This window comes from Streptomyces sp. NPDC021100 (assembly GCF_044333095.1).
In the GTDB taxonomy this organism is placed as follows: Bacteria; Actinomycetota; Actinomycetes; order Streptomycetales; family Streptomycetaceae; genus Streptomyces.
On the sequence record NZ_JBIRQH010000022.1, the window covers coordinates 25,057 to 42,469 of the forward strand.

General features: G+C 73.7%; 7 protein-coding genes. 1 reads left to right on the forward strand and 6 read right to left on the reverse strand.

Annotated features, from left to right (window positions below; all coding sequences use genetic code 11):
- Positions 1–6: 6 nt before the first annotated feature.
- Complete coding sequence (locus ACH4PU_RS29820; protein WP_398278746.1) at positions 7–8,361, reverse strand: SDR family NAD(P)-dependent oxidoreductase; 8,355 nt, start codon at positions 8,359–8,361, stop codon at positions 7–9.
- Positions 8,362–8,575: 214 nt separating this feature from the next.
- On the opposite strand from ACH4PU_RS29820, the gene ACH4PU_RS29825 reads away from it, so the two are divergent.
- Positions 8,576–9,451 carry a TIGR03621 family F420-dependent LLM class oxidoreductase gene (locus tag ACH4PU_RS29825; RefSeq protein ID WP_398278749.1) on the forward strand — a complete coding sequence of 292 codons (876 nt, stop codon included), beginning with the start codon at positions 8,576–8,578 and terminating at the stop codon, positions 9,449–9,451.
- 114 nt (positions 9,452–9,565) lie between these two features.
- Here ACH4PU_RS29825 and ACH4PU_RS29830 read toward each other — a convergent pair whose 3' ends face one another.
- The 5 genes from ACH4PU_RS29830 to ACH4PU_RS29850 all read right to left on the reverse strand — a co-directional run bounded on the left by ACH4PU_RS29830 (position 9,566) and on the right by ACH4PU_RS29850 (position 17,153).
- A complete protein-coding gene (locus ACH4PU_RS29830) occupies positions 9,566–10,795 on the reverse strand; it encodes a cytochrome P450 (RefSeq protein WP_398278752.1) in 1,230 nt (409 codons plus the stop codon).
- Positions 10,796–10,875: 80 nt separating this feature from the next.
- Positions 10,876–14,031, reverse strand: coding sequence for an amino acid adenylation domain-containing protein (locus ACH4PU_RS29835; RefSeq protein WP_398278755.1), 3,156 nt, complete (start codon positions 14,029–14,031; stop codon positions 10,876–10,878).
- Positions 14,032–14,074: 43 nt separating this feature from the next.
- Complete coding sequence (locus ACH4PU_RS29840; protein ID WP_398278758.1) at positions 14,075–14,881, reverse strand: hypothetical protein; 807 nt, start codon at positions 14,879–14,881, stop codon at positions 14,075–14,077.
- A 57-nt stretch (positions 14,882–14,938) separates the two neighbouring features.
- The gene (locus tag ACH4PU_RS29845; protein ID WP_398278761.1) at positions 14,939–15,532 is read right to left on the reverse strand and encodes a hypothetical protein; all 594 of its coding nucleotides are present in this window, start codon (positions 15,530–15,532) and stop codon (positions 14,939–14,941) included.
- A 55-nt stretch (positions 15,533–15,587) separates the two neighbouring features.
- A complete protein-coding gene (locus tag ACH4PU_RS29850) occupies positions 15,588–17,153 on the reverse strand; it encodes an FAD-dependent monooxygenase (RefSeq protein ID WP_398278764.1) in 1,566 nt (521 codons plus the stop codon).
- Between the last annotated feature and the right edge of the window lie 260 nt (positions 17,154–17,413).

The window sequence follows — 17,413 nt, forward strand, 5'->3', positions numbered from 1 at the left end:
CGGCTCCTACGGGAGGCCCAGTTCCTTGTCGATCAGCTCGAACATGTCTTCGTCGCTGGCGGTGTCGAGTTCCGTGCCGCCGGATCCGTCCGCACCGTCGGGCGCGTCGGCGTCCTCGTCGGCCGTCCCCTCCCACGTCCGCAGCAGCGCCCGCAGCCTGGCCGTCACGGTGTTCCGTGCCTCCTCGCCCGCCGGAAGTGCCGCGAACTCCGCTTCGATCCGGTCGAGTCCGGCGAGGACGAGGGCGGCCCCGGCCGGTCCGGCGCCGCCGAGTTCGGCGAGGAGGTGGCGGGCGAGCGCGGCCGGGCTGGGGTGGTCGAAGACCAGGGTGACCGGGAGCCGCAGCCCGCTGGCGGCGGCGACCCGGTTGCGCAGGTCCACCGCCGTCAGCGAGTCGAAGCCCAGCTTCTTGAAGGCCAGTTCCTCGTCGACGCCGTCCGTGGACTCGTGTCCCAGGACGGCGGCCGTCTGCTGCCGGACGAACTCCAGGACGGCCCGGTGCCGTTCGTCGGGCGGCAGGGCGGCGACCCGCTCGGCCAGCGGCACGGCGGCCTTCCCCGGTCCCGGCGCGGCGGCCGCCGCCGCGCCCCGGACGATCCCGGCGACCAGCGGCGACGGCTGGGCGCGCAGCGCGGCGGTGACGAGGCGGGCGGGAACCGTCAGCGGGCGGCCGTCGGCCAGCGCCAGGTCGAAGAGTTCCAGCCCCTCGTCCCGGGTCAGCGGCGTGATGCCCTGCCGTGCGATCCGCCGCCGGTCGGCCTCGTCCAGATGCCCGGTCATGCCCCCCGGGCCCTCCCACAGGCCCCAGGCCAGGGACTGACCGGCCAGCCCCCGGGCGCGCCGGTGCCCGGCCAGGGCGTCGAGGAAGACGTTGGCTGCGGCGTAGTTGGCCTGTCCGGCCCCGCCCAGGGTGCCGACGACCGAGGAGAACAGGACGAACGCCGCGAGATCGAGGCCCGCCGTCAGTTCGTGCAGGTGCCAGGCGGCGTCGGCCTTGGGGCGGAGCACGGCGTGCAGCCGGTCCGGGGTCAGCGAGGTGAGCACCGCGTCGTCGAGGACGCCGGCCGCGTGCACCACGGCGGTGAGGGGGTGCCGCGCCGGGATGCCGGCGAGCACCCGGGCGAGGGCGTCCCGATCGACCGCGTCGCAGGCCACCGCCTGTGCGTCGGCGCCGAGTTCGCGGAGCTCGGCGAGGAGCCGGGCGGCGCCCGGCGCGTCCGGCCCGCGCCGGCCGGTGAGCAGCAGGTGCCGGGCGCCGTACCGGGTGACGAGGTGGCGGGCGAACAGGGCGCCGAGGGTGCCGGTGCCTCCGGTGACGAGAACGGTTCCGTCCGGGTCCAGCGGCGGCGGCCCGTCCGGCGAGGCTACGGCCGGAGCCGACGGCGCGGCGCCCGCCGCCGTCCTGGCCAGCCGGGGGACGTACGCCTTTCCGGCCCGCAGGGCGGCCTGCGGCTCACCGGTGGCGAGCAGGGCGGACAGGACGGCCTCGGACGCGTCCGTACCGTCCACGTCGACGAGCACGAACCGCCCGGGGTGCTCCGACTGCGCCGACCGGACCAGCCCCCACACGACGGCGCCGGCCGGATCGGGCACCTCGTCCTCCGCCCGCGCGCCCATCGCCCCGCACGTCACGATCGCCAGTCGCCCGTCATCGGGCGGCTCACGGTCGAGGTGCCGCCGGACGAGTGCCAACGCCTCTTCAGCCAGCGTGTGGACGGCCTCCGCACCGCCCGCATCTGGGCCGGACAGCCGGACGACCTCGTCCCGCGGGTGGGCCGTATCCCGGTGGCCGTCCGGCGCCGAGGTCACGGTAAGCGGCCGCCACTCCACGCCGAACAGCGCGTCGGCGGCGCGGCGTCCGCCACCCGCCCGGAGTTCCCCGGGCGAGACCGGCCGCAGGACCAGGGAGTCGACGGCGGCGACGACGGCGCCGGCCGGATCCGTGGCGGTCAGCGCGATCCCGTCCGGGCCGGTGGGCGTCACGTGTACGCGGAGCTCGGTCGCGTCCGTGGCCCTGAGGGACACACCGGACCAGGCGAAGGGCAGCCGGACGCCCTGCCCGGCGTCGCCCGGGTTCGGCAGGGCCGCGTGCAGCGCGGCGTCCAGGAGCGCCGGGTGCACGCCGAAGGGGCCGGTTCCGGCGCCCTCGGGCAGCCGGACTTCGGCGAACACCTCGTCACCGGCCCGCCAGGCGCGGCGCACGCCCTGGAAGGCGGGCCCGTAGTGGTAGCCCGCGCCGATCAGGGCGTCGTACAGCTCCGCCACATCGACCGGCCGCCCGCCCGGGGGCGGCCAGGCCGCCGGAGGAACGGCGACGGGCTCCGGGCCGGCCGCCTCCAGGACGCCGGTGACGTGCGGCGTCCAGGGCCCGTCGGGGGCGGCGTCCCACGGACGGCCGTGGATCTCCAGCGTCCGCCGGCCGTCGTCGGCGGCGGCGGCCACGCGCACCTGCAGGGCCACGCCACCGGAGGACGGGAGGACGAGCGGGGCCCGCAGGGTCAGCTCGGCCAGCGGCCCGCAGCCGGCCTCCTCCGCCGCGCGCGCCGCGAGCTCGACGAACGCCGTCCCCGGCAGCAGCACGGTGCCGGACACGGCGTGGTCCGCCAGCCACGGATCGGCGGACAGCGCGACCCGGCCGGTGAGGAGCAGCCCCCCGTCGCCCGCCAGCTCCACGGCGGCGCCCAGGAACGCGTGGTCCGCCGGGGTGAGTCCCAGGCTCTCCGCGTCCCCGCGCCCGGCCTCCGCGTCCAGCCAGTGCCGCCGCCGCTGGAAGGGATAGGTGGGCAGGTCGACGCGGCGGGCGCCGGTGCCTTCGAAGGCGGGCCGCCAGTCGACGGCCGCCCCGTGAGCGAACGCCTCGCCGACGGACGTCAGGAAGCGGGACGGGCCGCCGTCGTCACGCCGGAGCGAACCGAGGGCGACGGCACGGCGGTCGGACGCGTCGATCGTCTCCTGCACCCCGTAGACGAGCACGGGGTGCGGGCTCACCTCCACGAACATGTCGTGACCCGCGCCGAGGAGGGCGGTCACGGCGGGCGAGAACCCGACGGGCTCGCGCAGGTTGCGGTACCAGTACGTGGCGTCCATCGATGACGTGTCGTCCAGCCACTCCCCCGTCACCGTCGAGAAGAACGGCACCCGCGACAGACCGGGGATGATCCCGGACAGATCCTCGAGGACGCGATCGCGGATCCGCTCCACATACGCGGAATGGGAGGCGTAGTCGACGGGAATGCGGCGCACCCGCACGTCCTGTGCCTCACAGCGCGCCACGAAAGCGTCCAACGCGTCGCGCTCGCCGGACACCACCACCGAGGACGGGCCGTTGACGGCCGCGACACCTACACCCTCCGCGAGCAGCGGCACGAGGTCGTCGGCCGCCAGGGACACCGACACCATGCCCCCGCCGCCGGCGATGTCCAGCAACGCACGGCTACGCAACGCCACGACGCGAGCGCCATCCTCCAACGACAACACACCCGCCACACAAGCAGCGGCGATCTCACCCTGCGAATGCCCCAGCACAGCACCAGGCCGCACCCCATACGACTCCCACAACGCCGCCAACGACACCATCACCGCCCACAACACCGGCTGCACCACATCCACCCGCTCCGGCACCACCCCCGACCGCAACACCCCCGTCAACGACCAATCGACAAACGGCTCCAACGCCGCCTCACACTCCGCGATCCGGGCGGCGAACACCGGTGCGGCGTCCAGCAACTCCACCGCCATGCCCGCCCACTGCGAACCCTGCCCCGGGAACACGAACACCACCCGGCCACCGGTCCGCACCGCCGCCTCGCCATCGCCGCGCGACGCCAACTCCCGCAGCCCTGCGGCCAAATCCCCCCGCTCGGCGCCCACCACCACCGCACGGTGCTCCAGCACCGCACGCGACGACACCAACGACCACCCCACATCCCCCACACCCACCGGCGCACCTTCCATCCACGACACCAACCGCCCCGCCACCTCCCGCAACGCCCCAGCACTGCGCGCCGACACCACCCACGGCACAGGGAAGGGGAGTTCACCGGCGGTTCGTGGCGGCTCAGCGGGCGGAGCTTCCTCCACGATCACATGCGCGTTGGTACCGCTGATCCCGAAGGACGACACCCCCGCCCGGCGCGGACGCCATTCCGGCTCGGGCCACTCCCGCGCCTCGGTCAGCAACTCCACCGCACCCGACGACCAGTCCACATGCGGCGACGGCTCGTCCACGTGCAGCGTGCGCGGCAGCATCCCGTGCCGCATCGCCATCACCATCTTGATCACACCACCCACACCGGCAGCCGCCTGAGCATGCCCGATGTTCGACTTCAACGACCCCAGCCACAAAGGCCGTTCAGCCGGATGCTCCTGCCCGTAAGTCGCCAGCAACGCCTCCGCCTCGATCGGATCACCCAGCGTCGTCCCCGTCCCGTGCGCCTCCACCACGTCCACTCCGGCCGCCGGGACCCGGGCCTGGGCCAGGGCGTCGCGGATGACGCGCTGCTGCGACGGACCGTTCGGCGCCGTCAGCCCGTTCGACGCACCGTCCTGGTTGACCGCCGAACCCCGCACCACCGCCACCACGGGGTGGCCCAGCCGCCGCGCGTCGGAGAGCCGCTCCAGCAGCAGGAGCCCCGCGCCCTCCGCCCACCCCGTCCCCGCCGCGCCGGCCGCGAACGCCCGGCACCGGCCGTCGGGGGACAGCCCCCGCTGGCGGCTGAACTCCACGAACATGCCCGGGGAGGACATGGCCGTGACACCGCCGGCCAACGCGAGATCGCACTCCCCGCGCCGTAGGGCCTCGCTCGCCAGATGCACGGCCACCAGGGACGACGAACACGCCGTGTCCACCGTGATCGCCGGCCCCTCCAGCCCGAAGGCATAGGCCAGCCGGCCGGAGGCGACGCTGATGGTGGTGCCGGTCAGCAGATGGCCACCGGATTCGGCCGCGGATTCATGGAGGCGCGGCCCGTACTCCTGGGCCGTCGCGCCGACGAAGACGCCCGTGCGACTGCCTCGCACCGTCGCCGGGTCGATGCCGGCCCGTTCGAATGTCTCCCAGGACACCTCCATCAACAGCCGCTGCTGCGGGTCCATGGCGGCCGCCTCGCGGGGGCTGATGCCGAAGAACTCGGCGTCGAACTCCCCGAGTCCGGCGAGGAATCCGCCCTCGCGGACGTACGAGGTACCGGGCCGGGCACCCTCGCGGTCGTAGAGCTCGTCCAGCCGCCAGCCCCGGTCGGCCGGGAACCCGGAGATGGCGTCCACTTCCTCGGCGACGAGCCGCCACAGCTCCTCCGGCGACGCCACGCCCCCCGGATACCGGCAGCCCATGGCGACGACGGCCAGGGGTTCGCCGTCGTCAGCGCGCGCAGGGGGGGTGGTGCCCTGCCGATCGTCCCGCGATCCGAGAGCCAGGTCACGCAGGTGCCCGGCCAGCAGGAGGGGGTTGGGCCGGTCGAAGAGGAGTCCGGACGGCAGGTCGAAGCCCGTCGCAGCGCTCAGGGCGTCCCGCAGCTCGACCGAGGTGAGCGAGGTGAACCCGAGGTCACGGAAGGGCAGCCGGGGATCGAGCTCTTGCGGCGAGGTGTGCCCGAGGATCGCCGTCGCGTGCGCGAGGACCAAGTCCAGTACGGTCCGTTCCCGCTCGGCTTCGGTCAGACCGGCCAGACGGCGGGAGAGCGGGACGGCGTCGTGGCCCGCGTCGGCGGGCAGCGTGGGCGCCTCGTCGTCCAGCCAGTGGCGCTGCCGCTGAAAGGCGTAGGTGGGCAGGCCCACCCGCCGGGCCCCACTGCCCGCGTACACGGCCTGCCAGTCGATGTGCGCACCTCGGGTGTGCAGGAGGCCGACGGCCGCCATGAGCGCTTCCGGCTCGGGGCGGTCCTTGCGGAGAGCCGGGACGGCTGCGGCGTCTTCGTGACGGGCCAGGGCGGAGAGGGTGCCGTCCGGGCCGAGCTCCAGGTACGTGCGCACGCCCTGAGCGCGCAGGGCCTCCACGCCATGGTGGAAACGGACCGCCTCACGCACATGCCGCACCCAATACGCGGCGTCGAAGCCCTCCCGAATACTGCCCGTCAGATTCGACACCACCGGAATGACTGGGATGCCGTAGGTCACCGACTCGGCCACCCCACCGAACTCCGCCAACATCGGCTCCATCAACGGCGAATGGAAAGCATGGCTCACCCTCAGCCTCTTGACCCTGCGTCCACGTGCTTCCCACGCGGACGCGAGCCGCGCCACCGACGCCTCATCCCCCGAGATCACCGCGGATGACGGGCCGTTGACCGCCGCGACGTCCACGCCGCCGGTCAGGGACTCGCGGACCTCCGCCTCCGACGCCTCCACCGCCACCATCGCCCCACCACCAGGCAACGCCTGCATCAACCGACCCCGCGCCACCACCAACCGACACGCATCCTCCAACGACAACACACCCGCCACATGCGCCGCCACCAACTCACCAACGGAGTGCCCCATCACAAAATCCGGACGCACACCCCACGACTCCACCAGCCGGAACAGCGCGACTTCCAGAGCGAACAGGGCGGGTTGCGCGAACTCCGTACGGTCGAGCCGCTCCTGGTCGTCACCGAAGACGACATCCTTCAGCGGCAACTCCACCCGCTCACACACCGCGTCGAACGCCTCCGCGAACACCGGAAACGCCCCATACAGCTCCCGGCCCATACCGATCCGCTGCGACCCCTGCCCCGAGAACAAGAACGCGCAACCACCCTCCGCCACCGTCCCCCGCACGCATCCGGCCGTCGGTTCGCCGGCGGCGATCGCCTCCAGTTCCCGGAATGGGATCCCCGTGGCCCGCGTGCCGATGAGTACCGCGCGGTGTTCCAGGGCAGCCCGGGTGGTGGCGAGGGAGTAGGCGATGTCGAGAGGGCGCGGGCGGGGCTCGGCGGCCAAGTGGTCCCGCAGGCGGGCGGCTTGGGAACGGAGGGCCGGTGCGCTGCGGGCGGAGAGGAGCCAGGGCAGGACCGGGACCGTCGTCGTCGTAGGAGCCCGGTTCTCCCCCCGTTCCGCTGTTCCCGCCTCACCCGCGGCGTCCGTGTCCGGCGCCGGGGGCTCGGCCAGGACGACGTGGCAGTTGGTGCCGCCCATGCCGAAGGAGCTGACCCCGGCGATCAGGGTGCGGTCCGGTTCGGGCCACGGTCCGGTGGCGGTCCGGACGCTGAGGTTCAGGGTGTCCAGCGGGATGTCGGGGTGCGGTTGGGCGAAGTTGAGACTGGGCGGCAGTTCTCGGTGGGCGATGGACAGCGCGACCTTGATGAGGCCGACGATGCCGGCGCCCGCCTCCAGGTGGCCGACGTTGGTCTTGGCCGAGCCGACCGCGAGCGGGTGGCCGGCCGGGCGGGCGCCGCCCAAGGTGGCGCCCAGCGCGCGGGCCTCCACGGGGTCGCCGACCCGCGTTCCGGTGCCGTGCAGTTCCACGTACTGCACCTCGGAGCCGTCGATCCCGGCCCCGGCGCAGGCCCGGCGGATGACGTCCCGCTGGCCGTCGACGGTGGGGACGGTCAGTCCTGCGCCGGGACCGTCGTTGTTCGTCGCGCTGCCGCGGATGACGCAGTGGACACGGTCACCGTCGGCGAGGGCGGCGGCCAGGGGTTTGAGCGCCACCATGCCGCCGCCCTCGCCACGGACGTAGCCGTTGCCCCGGGCGTCGAAGGTGAAGCAGCGTCCGTCGGGTGAGAGGGCGCCGAACCGTTCGGCCGCGAGGGTGCTTTCGGGAGTGAGGATGAGGTTGACGCCGCCCGCGAGGGCGAAGTCGGTCTCCCCGCGCCGGAGGGCTTCGCAGGCGAGGTGTACGGCGACGAGGGACGAGGACTGGCCGGTGTCGACCACCATGCTCGGCCCGTGGAGGCCCAGGAAGTGGGAGATCCGGTTGGCGATGACGCTGCGGCCGAGGCCGGTGAGGGTGTGCCGGCCGGGCGTTCCGGTGGTGCGGTGGAAGAGGGTCGCGTAGTCGTCCGAGGCGGCGCCGACGTACACCCCGGTGCGGTCCTGGGCACCTTCCCCTCCCGAAGTCCCAGCCGAAGTCGCGGCCGTGGCCGCCACCGTGCCGGCGTCCTCCAGGGCCTCCCAGGCGAGTTCCAGCATCAGCCGTTGCTGCGGATCCGTCGCGGCGGCCTCGTTGGGCGAGAGACGGAAGAAGCCGGCGTCGAAGCGGTCGGGGTGGTCGACGTATCCGCCGCGGCCGGCCCACGGCCGGTCCGCCGGTGCGTCGGTGACGGCGTCGCGGCCCTCGCGTAGCAGCCGCCAGAACGCCTGGGGGCCGGCGGCCCCGGGGAGGCGGCAGGCGATGCCGACGACGGCTATGGCGTCCCGCACGGTCCCGAGTTCGCTGTTCACGCCTCACGGCCCCTTTCACCGGCCCCTGTACACCGCCGGATCGGAAATTAGTGATCCCCCGGAATCTCTCCAACCCCAGGCCCTGCCCCTAGCCACCCCTAGATCTTTTCGCCGAGGTTCCTGGACGGGCCCGGATGCGTCCACGCTGTCCGGGAAAGCAGCTCGTGTCGAATGCCGGCGGCGGGTAAACCGGCGGCCCGTTCTGGAGGAATGCATGCGGGGTTTTCGTTTCGGTGTCGCGATGCACTCGGTCGGTGGCCGCGATGAATGGGACAGGAAATGCCGCCGGGCCGAGGAGCTCGGTTACGACGTGATTCTCGTGCCCGACCATCTCGGTTTTCCGGCGCCGTTCTCCGCGCTGGTGACGGCGGCGCGGGCGACGGAGCGGGCGAGGGTCGGTTCGTTCGTGCTGAACACGTCGTTCTGGAACCCGGTGCTGCTCGGCCGGGAGGTCGTGACGGCCGATCTGCTGACCGACGGGCGGCTGGAGGTGGGGCTCGGCGCGGGCCACCGCAAGGAGGAGTTCGAGGCGACCGGCTTTCCCTGGCGCCCGCTGACCGAGCGGATCGGGCACCTGGAGCGGACGATCGAGGCACTCGCGGCGGCGTACGAGGAGCCGGTCGGGGGCGGGGCGCCGCGTCCGCGTCCGCCGCTGTTCCTGGGCGGCAACAGCGACCGGTTCCTGCGGCTTGCCGCCCGGTACGCGGACACCGTGGGCTTCTCCGCGCTGGCCAAGTCCCGCCGTCCTGAGGGTTTCCGCATCCTGAGCGCCGCGGAGATGGACGAGCGGGTGGCGTTCTTCCGTGCGGAGGCCGGCGAGCGGGCCGCCGAGGTGGAACTGAACATCCTGGTCCGGGACGTGGTCGTCACCGGTGACCGGGAGGCGGAGACCCGCCGCTGGCACCGGCAGACGCCCGACCTGAGCCTGGAGGAGTTCCGGGCGGCGCCGGCGGTGCTGGTCGGCACCGTGGACGAGATCGCGGCCCAGGTGCACGCCTGGCGCGAGCGGTTCGGGTTCGGTTATCTCACCGTCCACGAGCCGTGGTCGGAGACCTTCGCCCCCGTGATCCGGGCCCTCGCCGGCGCCTGAGCCGGCGCCCGGGCCGGCGTCCGGCCCGGACCCGCCTGTGGCCCGCACTGCCGTCAGTGCGGGCCACAGGCGGGTGTCCCGGTACCTCTCCCAAGACCCGAGACCGGAGACCGGCTACCAGGTGACCGGCAGCTCGTAGACGCCCTGCATGTCGGCCGGCTCGCGGACCCGGAGCTCGTCGAGAGGCGTGGCGAGACGCAGTCCCGGGACCCGTCGGAGGAGGGCCGCGAAGGTGACTTCCAGCTCCATCCGGGCCAGGCCCTGGGCGAGGCAGTTGTGGGCCCCGAAGCCGAAGGCGAAGTGCTGTTCGGGGGTGCGGGTGACGTCGAACCGGGCGGGGTCGGGATAGACGTCCGGGTCGTGGTTGAGCAGGGCGTACGGGAGGATGACGCCGGTTCCGGCCGGGAGCACCCGGCCGTGCAGCTCGACGTCTTCGGTGAGGACGCGCAGCCCTGCCATGTCGGCGATGGACAGGTAGCGGAGCAGTTCGTCGACGGCGGCGGGGATCCGGTCCGGTTCGGTGCGCACGAGCTCGAGCTGGTCCGGGTGTTCGAGGAGGGTGGCCATGCCGAGGGCGACCATCTGGGCGGTGGTGCCCTGGCCGGTGACCAGCAGTTGGACGGCCATGCGGACCAGGTCGCCGTGGCCGAGCTCGCCCTTGGCGACCTCGTCGCCGGCGATCCGGTCCAGCAGCCAGGTGCCGTGGTCCGGGCCGCGTGAGGCGACCAGCCGGTCGAGGTAGTCGACGAGTTCGGCGAGCGGGCCCTCGGCCTCGGCCGAGTCGGCGGCGGAGAGCAGCCGGATGCTGCGTTCCTGGAAGCCCGCCTGGTCTTCGGTGGGGACGCCGAGCAGGTGGAAGATGACGCGGGCGGAGAGCTCGGAGGCGAAGTCGCGGATGAGGTCGGCGGGTGGGGTGGCGGCCAGCAGCCCGTCGACGCACTCGTCCACGATGCGTTCCACGTCGGGCCGCATGGCCTTGGTGCGTTTGGCGGTGAAGTCGGGGATCAGCATGCGGCGGTAGGAGCTGTGTTCCTCGCCGTCCATGGTGACCAGGGTGCGGAACCCCCGGGCGGTGAGCAGCCGGGGCGTGATGATGGGGAATCCGTCGCTGGACCGTTCGGAGGAGAGCCGGTGGTCGGTGAGCAGCCGCCGGGCGTCGGCGTGCCGGGTGACGAGCCACGCGGTCTGTCCGTCGTAGAGGGTGACCTCGGCCAGCGGGCCGTGTTCGCGCAGTGCGCTGTACCCGGCGGGCGGGCGGTAGGGGCAGCCGCGCTGCTGGGGGAAGGTGAAGGCCGTGGGGTCGCCGTCCGTCGGCGGTACGGCCGTCGTGCCGGTTTCGGTCATCGTGGTGTCCTGACGTCGGGGGGGCGATTCCTCGCCTGGGGCGCGGTGTGGGCCCGTGGGCTTCCGGCCGGGTGACATGCTCAGGCGCCGCCGGCGCGGAGGAACTCGGCCAGTTGTGCCGGGGTGGGCCGGGTGAAGATCTCGGCGAGTTGGAGCCGGGTGCCGAGTTCCTCTTCGATGGACTGGGCGAGTTTGGCGGCGAGCAGTGAGTGGCCGCCGCTGGTGAAGAAGTGGGAGTGCGCGTGCAGGTCGGTGCGGCCGAGCACGTTCTGCCAGAGGGTGACGAGCCGGGCGGTGAGTTCGTCGTCGGGTGTGTCGGCGGTCTCCGCTTCGGCGTCCTGTGCGTGCTCCCGGGCGAGACGGGCCAGCGCGAGGTGGTCGACCTTGTGGTTGCCGGTGGTGGGCAGGGCGTCGATGAGCAGGAACTCGCCGGGGATCGCGGCGGCGGGCAGGCCGGCGCGGGCGTGTTCCCACACCTGGGCGACGAGGCCGGGGGTTTCCTCGGCGACGAGGAACGCCACGAGGCGGGCGTCGGCGGTGTCCGGGCCGTCCCCGTCGACGACCACGGCGGCCGCGGCCCGTACGGCGGGGTGGGCGAGGAGGGTGCTCTCCACCTCGCCGAGTTCGATGCGGTTGCCCCGCAGCTTGACCTGGCGGTCGACCCGGCCGAGTACCTCCAGTGTGCCGTCGGGGCGCCACCGGGCGAGGTCCCCGGTGCGGTAGTGGCGGCCGTGGCGGGGGTGGTCCCGGAACCGGTCCGCGGTGAGGTCGGGGCGGTCGTGGTAGCCGATGGCGACGCCTCCGCCGGCGACGCACAGTTCACCGCGCACTCCCACCGGGAGTTCGCGGCCGTCGGGGTCGGCGATGAACACCCGGGTGTCGCGGATGGGCCGGCCGACGTCCACCGGGCCGGTGCCGTCCGCCCGGATGGGGCCGGAGGTGGACCAGATGGTGGTCTCCGTCGGTCCGTAGACGTTCCGTGCCAGGCAGCCGGTGGCCGTCAGGCGGCGGGCGAGCGCCGGGGGGAGCGGTTCGCCGCCGCACAGCACGCGGAGTCCGGCGAGCGACTCGGCACACGCGTCGGTCACCAGCCGCCAGGTGGTGGGGGTGGCCTGGACGATGTCCACCCGGTGGTCGCGCAGCAGCCGGGCCAGGAGACGGCCGTCGGAGCGGGCGGCGTCCGGGGCGATGACCAGGCGGCCGCCGGTGACCAGCGGGAGCAGCAGTTCGAGGGCGGAGATGTCGAAGCTGTAGGTGGTCATCCACAGCGTGCCCTCGCCCGGGCGGGCGGCCAGTTCGCCGGCGAAGTGGGCGACGACGTTGGCGAGGCCGCCGTGGGAGACCAGGGTCCCCTTGGGCCGGCCGGTCGAGCCCGAGGTGTAGATCAGGTAGGCGGGGGCGCCGGGTTCGGGGGCAGGCGGCGGTTCGTCGTCCGGGACCGGGGCGGCGACCGCTTCGGCCAGGTCGAGGACGGGGACTCCCTCCGGGGCCGGGACCCGGTCCGGCCGTCCGGCCAGCACCGCCCGGGCGCCGGAGTCGGCCAGTTGGTAGGCGATGCGGTGGGCGGGGTGGTCGGGATCGAGCGGCAGGTGGACGGCGCCGGCGAGCCAGACGCCGAGGGTGGCCGCGGCCAGCGGGGCGCCGCGCGGCGCGAGCAGGGCGACGACGTCGCCGGGGCCGATGCCGTGTCCGCGCAGCACGCCGCCGACCGCGGTGGCCGTCTCCCACAGCCGGCGGTAGGTCAGGGTGGTGTCGGCGTCCTCGACGGCGACCGCGTCGGGTGTGGCCAGGGCGGTGCGCCGGACGGCGGCGGGGACGGGCTCCGGCGGTGTGCCGGCGGACGGGCCGCCGCGGCCGATGACGGCGTGGTCGTGCGCGCTCCACAGCGCGGCCTCGCCCGTGGGCCGGTCGGGGTCGGCGGCCAGTGAGCGCAGCAGCGCCTGGTAGCGGTCGAGCAGGGCCGCGGCCTCGGTCCGGGTGAAGACGTCGGAGCTGTAGACGAGGCGCAGCCGGAGTTCGTCGTCGGTGGACATGACGAAGAATTCGAGGTCGAACTTGCTGTACGGCACCTCGACGACGAGGGGGGACGCGTCGAGTCCGGCGATCCGGAAGTCGGTCAGGCCCAGGCCCGGCACATAGTTGAAGACGTGCCGGAAGAGGCTGTTGCGCCATCCGCCGCCGTCGCGGGTGACCTCGTTGTAGAGGCTGTCGACGGGGACGTCGGCGTGCGCGATGCCGTCGAGGAAGGCCGTGGCGGCCCGTTCGGCCAGGCTCCGGAAGCCGTCGGCGAGGTCCACGGCGATCCTCAGGGGCACCACGTTGACGTGGTAGCCGACGGCCTGGGGCGCGTCCTGGCCGCGGACGTTCACCATGGTGCCGACGGACAGGTCCGGGCCGCCGCCGTGCCGGGCGAGGAGCAGGGCGTAGGCCGCGAGGAGGACGACGGCCTCGGAGGTGTGGAGGTCGGTGCGCAGCCGGGTGACGGCCGCGCGGACGTCGTCGGGCAGGGTGACGGTGAGCTGGTCGCCGGCCAGGGTGGCGCCTCCGGCCTCCTGTCTGCCGTAGGCCAGTTCCAGTGCGGCGGGGTCGAAGCCCTGGAGCTGCCGGTGCCAGTGGGCGAGGCTCTCGGACCCGGGTTCGGGCTCGTGGAGCGCGGGGGCCGGTTCCAGGAGTTCCGGTTCCGGGGGCAGGCCGGTGGCCAGCGCGGTGTAGGCGGAGACGAGTTCGCCGAGGAGGATGCCGGCGGAGATGGTGTCGAACACCAGGTGATGTACGACGAGGCAGACCACGTCCTCGGCGTCCTCGGCATCCTCGGCGTCCCCGGCCGTGCCGCGCAGGTGGCCGACGCGCAGCAGCGGCCGGCCGTCGTAGGCGAACGGCGCCGCGACGAAGGCGGTCAGGGTCCGCCGGGTGCCGTCGGGTCCGTCTCCGGCGGGGACGGGCAGCACGTCCGCGGTGGCCTCGTCGGGGCCGAGGACCTGCCTGGTCAGTCCGTCGCCGGTGGGGCGGAAGACGGTGCGCAGGGTTTCGTGGCGCCGCAGGAGCAGGGTGACCGCTTCCTGGAGGACGGCCGGGTCCAGGCTGCCCCGCACCCGGAAGGTGAAGGACAGGTTGTTGACGCCCGCGCCGGGGACCAGCCGGTCCAGCAGCCACAGCGCCTCTTCCTTGCGCGTTGCCGGTTCCGGTCGCGGCGCGTCGTCCGTGCCGCCGGGGACGGGGTCTGTGCGTGCCCGCATCACTGTGTCCTCTCGTGCCGCGGGGCCTGCCCGCGGTGGTGGCTCAGCGGATCAGATCCGCCACGGTCTTGCCGACCTCCGCCGTGCGCAGCAGGTCGGCGTGGGCGAGGTCGAAGCGGATCTCCCGCGCGACGCGTCCGGCCCGCCGCTCCTCGGGGAGCAGGTTGAGTCCGTTGGTGGGGGTCGCCGAGCTGATCGCGGTGGCGGCCGGCCAGCCGTCCCGGGCGTCGATGCCGGCGGCGGCCACCAGGTAGGACATGAACGCGGTGACGGTGGCGGTGAACTCCTCGCGGCGTACGGCGTCCAGGCCGGCGCGGTCGAAGGCGGTCGCGGCGGCCTCCCGGAACACCTCCAGCAGCCGCTCCCGGAGCAGCCGGAGGTCGTCGGTCTTCTCGCTGACCCGCCGGCCGGCTTGCTGGGCGGCGGTGACCTCGTCGGGCCGCAGGACCACGGCGAGTCCGTCGATCACCTTGTGGAACTGCCAGTAGACGGTGATCGCGTCGGGGAACTCCGGGTCGAAGAGGACGATCCGGGGGGCCTCCCCCCGTTCGGCGGCGAGCCGCTCGGCGAGGGCGGCCGCGTACACGCTGCCCGCGCAGAAGCCCATGACGGCGCGGACGGGCCGCCCGTCGGCCGCGGCCGCCGTGTACCAGTGGTCCAGGTAGTCGCGGGCCGCTCCGCCGGCCCCGTCGCCCGGGGGCACGCTCTCCCAGAGGGCGTACTCCGTGTCGAGTAGCGGGGCCAGGTCGGAGAAGCCCGCCTCCGGCCGCCCGGTGAACGGGTAGTCGACGGCCAGGACGACGCCGTCCGTGCCGTTCTTGAGTGTGCGCCACGCGTCGGTCGTCGTCATGAGGTACTCCGCTGCCGGGGGTCGGTGGAACGAGGAGCAGGGGGGCGGGGGCGGGGGTCAGTAGAGGGACGCCGGGCCTTCGCCCAGCCGGAAGCTGGCCTGCTGGAGCCGGCCGAAGGCGTTGCCGAACAGGCCCGGGATGATGGACTCGTCACCGGCCTCGTGCAGCAGTCCCGGCAGGGCGAAGATGCCTGCGTGTTCGGTGGTGAGGCCCTCCCGGAAGGCCAGCCGGACGTGCATCGTGACCGACTCCGCCTCGGGCAGCGGCACGGTGCCGTCGGGCTTGCTGAGGATCCCGCCGTCGGGGCCGTTGAGCTGGCACGCGATGTGCACGCCGCCCTCGGCGGGGAACTGCGGGTCCCAGCACTTCTTGACGTCCTGCTCCTGCCAGTCGGCGCGGCTGACCTTGTAGAACAGCTTGAAGTCCTCGCGCCGCACGTCCTCCCGGTCGGAGAACCAGATGACGAGGTTGAGGGCGGTGTCCGGGTAGGTGTAGCGGCCCCGGTTGGTGTAGAAGACCGAGAACTCGATGGTCTCGCCCGGGGTGATGACCGCGGGGACGCCGATGAAGTCCGCGACGATGTCGTCGTTGACCCGGAAGCCCTTGTACACGCGGTACTCGGGGGCCTGCTCGGCGGCGGTGGACGTCATGGTTCTTCCCTTCTGAGGAACGGGTGTCGGAAGGTGCGGAGGTTCGGGCGCCGGTTCAGCGCGGCGCACCGAACCAGCGGGTCAGCGCGTCGGCCAGGCGCCGTGGGTCGTCGGCCCAGCACACGTGGCCGTCCGGCCGGACGAGGAGCCGCCGGGCGTCCGGACCGGCGACCGGTCCGGCGACGACGGTGGCGCGGTGGTGGTCCACCCGGTCCGCCCAGCGCCCGGCGACGGCCGCGGTCTCGGCGCTCGCGGCGGCGTCGGCGCCGTCCCCGCCGAGGTCGAGGAGGACGCCCCGGCCGGAGCGCAGCAGGGTGTGGCAGCGGACGGTGCCGGCCGCCGTACGCAGGTCGGGGTCGGGCAGGCGGCGCCCGACGAGCGGGTGCTCGCCGTCGGGTACGGGGTGGCGCAGGCCAAGGCCGGAGACGACGCCGGCCAGGTGGCGGTTGGTGTCGGGCAGGGCCAGCAGCTCGGTCAGGACCTCCCGGAGCTGTCCCAGCTCCGGTCCGCCGTCCAGCAGCGTGAACTGGGCCCGGGCGTCACGCAGCAGGAGGGCGGCGGCGGGGTGGCGTTCGTCGTGGTAGCTGTCCAGCAGCTCGTCGGGGGCCCGGCCGTGGACGGTGGCGGCCAGTTTCCAGCCCAGGTTGAAGCCGTCCTGGAGGCCGAGGTTGAGGCCCTGGCCGCCCAGGGGGACGATGATGTGCGCGGCGTCCCCGGCCAGCAGCACCCGGCCGGTGCGGTACCGCTCCACTTGGCGGCAGGCGTCGCTGAACCGGGAGGCCCAGCGGATCTCCTTCAGCTCCACGTCCAGGCCGCAGGCGGCCCGGACGGCGGCGCGGATCTCCGTGTCGGTGACGGGTTCCGAGCGGGGCACCCGCTGGACATCGGGTCCGGAGAAGCTCAGCCGGTGGACGCCGTCCTCCAGGGCGCGCAGGGAGAACATCAGCCGCCCGCCGGCCACCGGCACCACTCCGGCCAGGCTGTTGCCCGGCAGGAGCCGCAGGTTCCGGCGCCGGTCGGGGGCGAGTTCGGCGTGCCACTCCTCCGGTGGGCGGGCCAGGACCACATCGGCGGCGACGAAGATCTGGGTGCCGTCCGTGCCGGGGAACGCGAGGCCCAGCGCCTTGCGCGTGGCGCTCCGTCCGCCGTCGCAGCCCACCAGCCAGCGGGCCCGGACCGGGCGTTCCCGTCCGGCGGCCGACACCGTCGCGGTCACACCGTCCGCGTCCTGGGTGACACCGGTGACCTCCCGGCCGCGGGAGACGGTGCCGCCGAGCTCGGTCAGGCGCCGTTCCAGGTACTCCTCCACGCGGCTCTGGACCACCCCGATCTGGTAGGGGTGGCGGGTGCCCCAGGGGTGGCAGTCCAGCGGGACGGGGAGCGCCCCGAAGAAGCTGTGCGCCGGGGTGCCGAGGGAGATCCGGTGCTTCAGCAGCGGCTCCAGCAGCCCCCGGCAGTCGAGGATCTCCGCGGTGCGCGGGTGCAGGTTGAGTGCCCGGGATTCGGCGGCGCGGTCGGTGCGGGATTCCAGGACCAGTGGCCGGACGCCGGCCAGCGCGAGTTCCGTCGCCACCATCAGTCCGGTGGCGCCCGCGCCTACCACGATCACATCGGTGTCCATGCGCTTCCCTGCTGCTCGTGAGCCGGCGACTCGGCGGATCGGTGCGCGTCCGACGGCGCATCCCGGTTTCCCCGCGCCACGGGGGAATTGCGCGGGGAAATCGGGATGCGCCGAGCGGTGCTCACGCTAGGGATGCCGGAGGACCGCGATCAACCCCCTACCGGTGCCCTTATCACCCCTAACCGGCGTTCCCTCCGGACGAGTTGTACGACATTCGCTTGCCGTTTCCCGGCGGCCGCGAAATATAGTGCTCGGCAGTA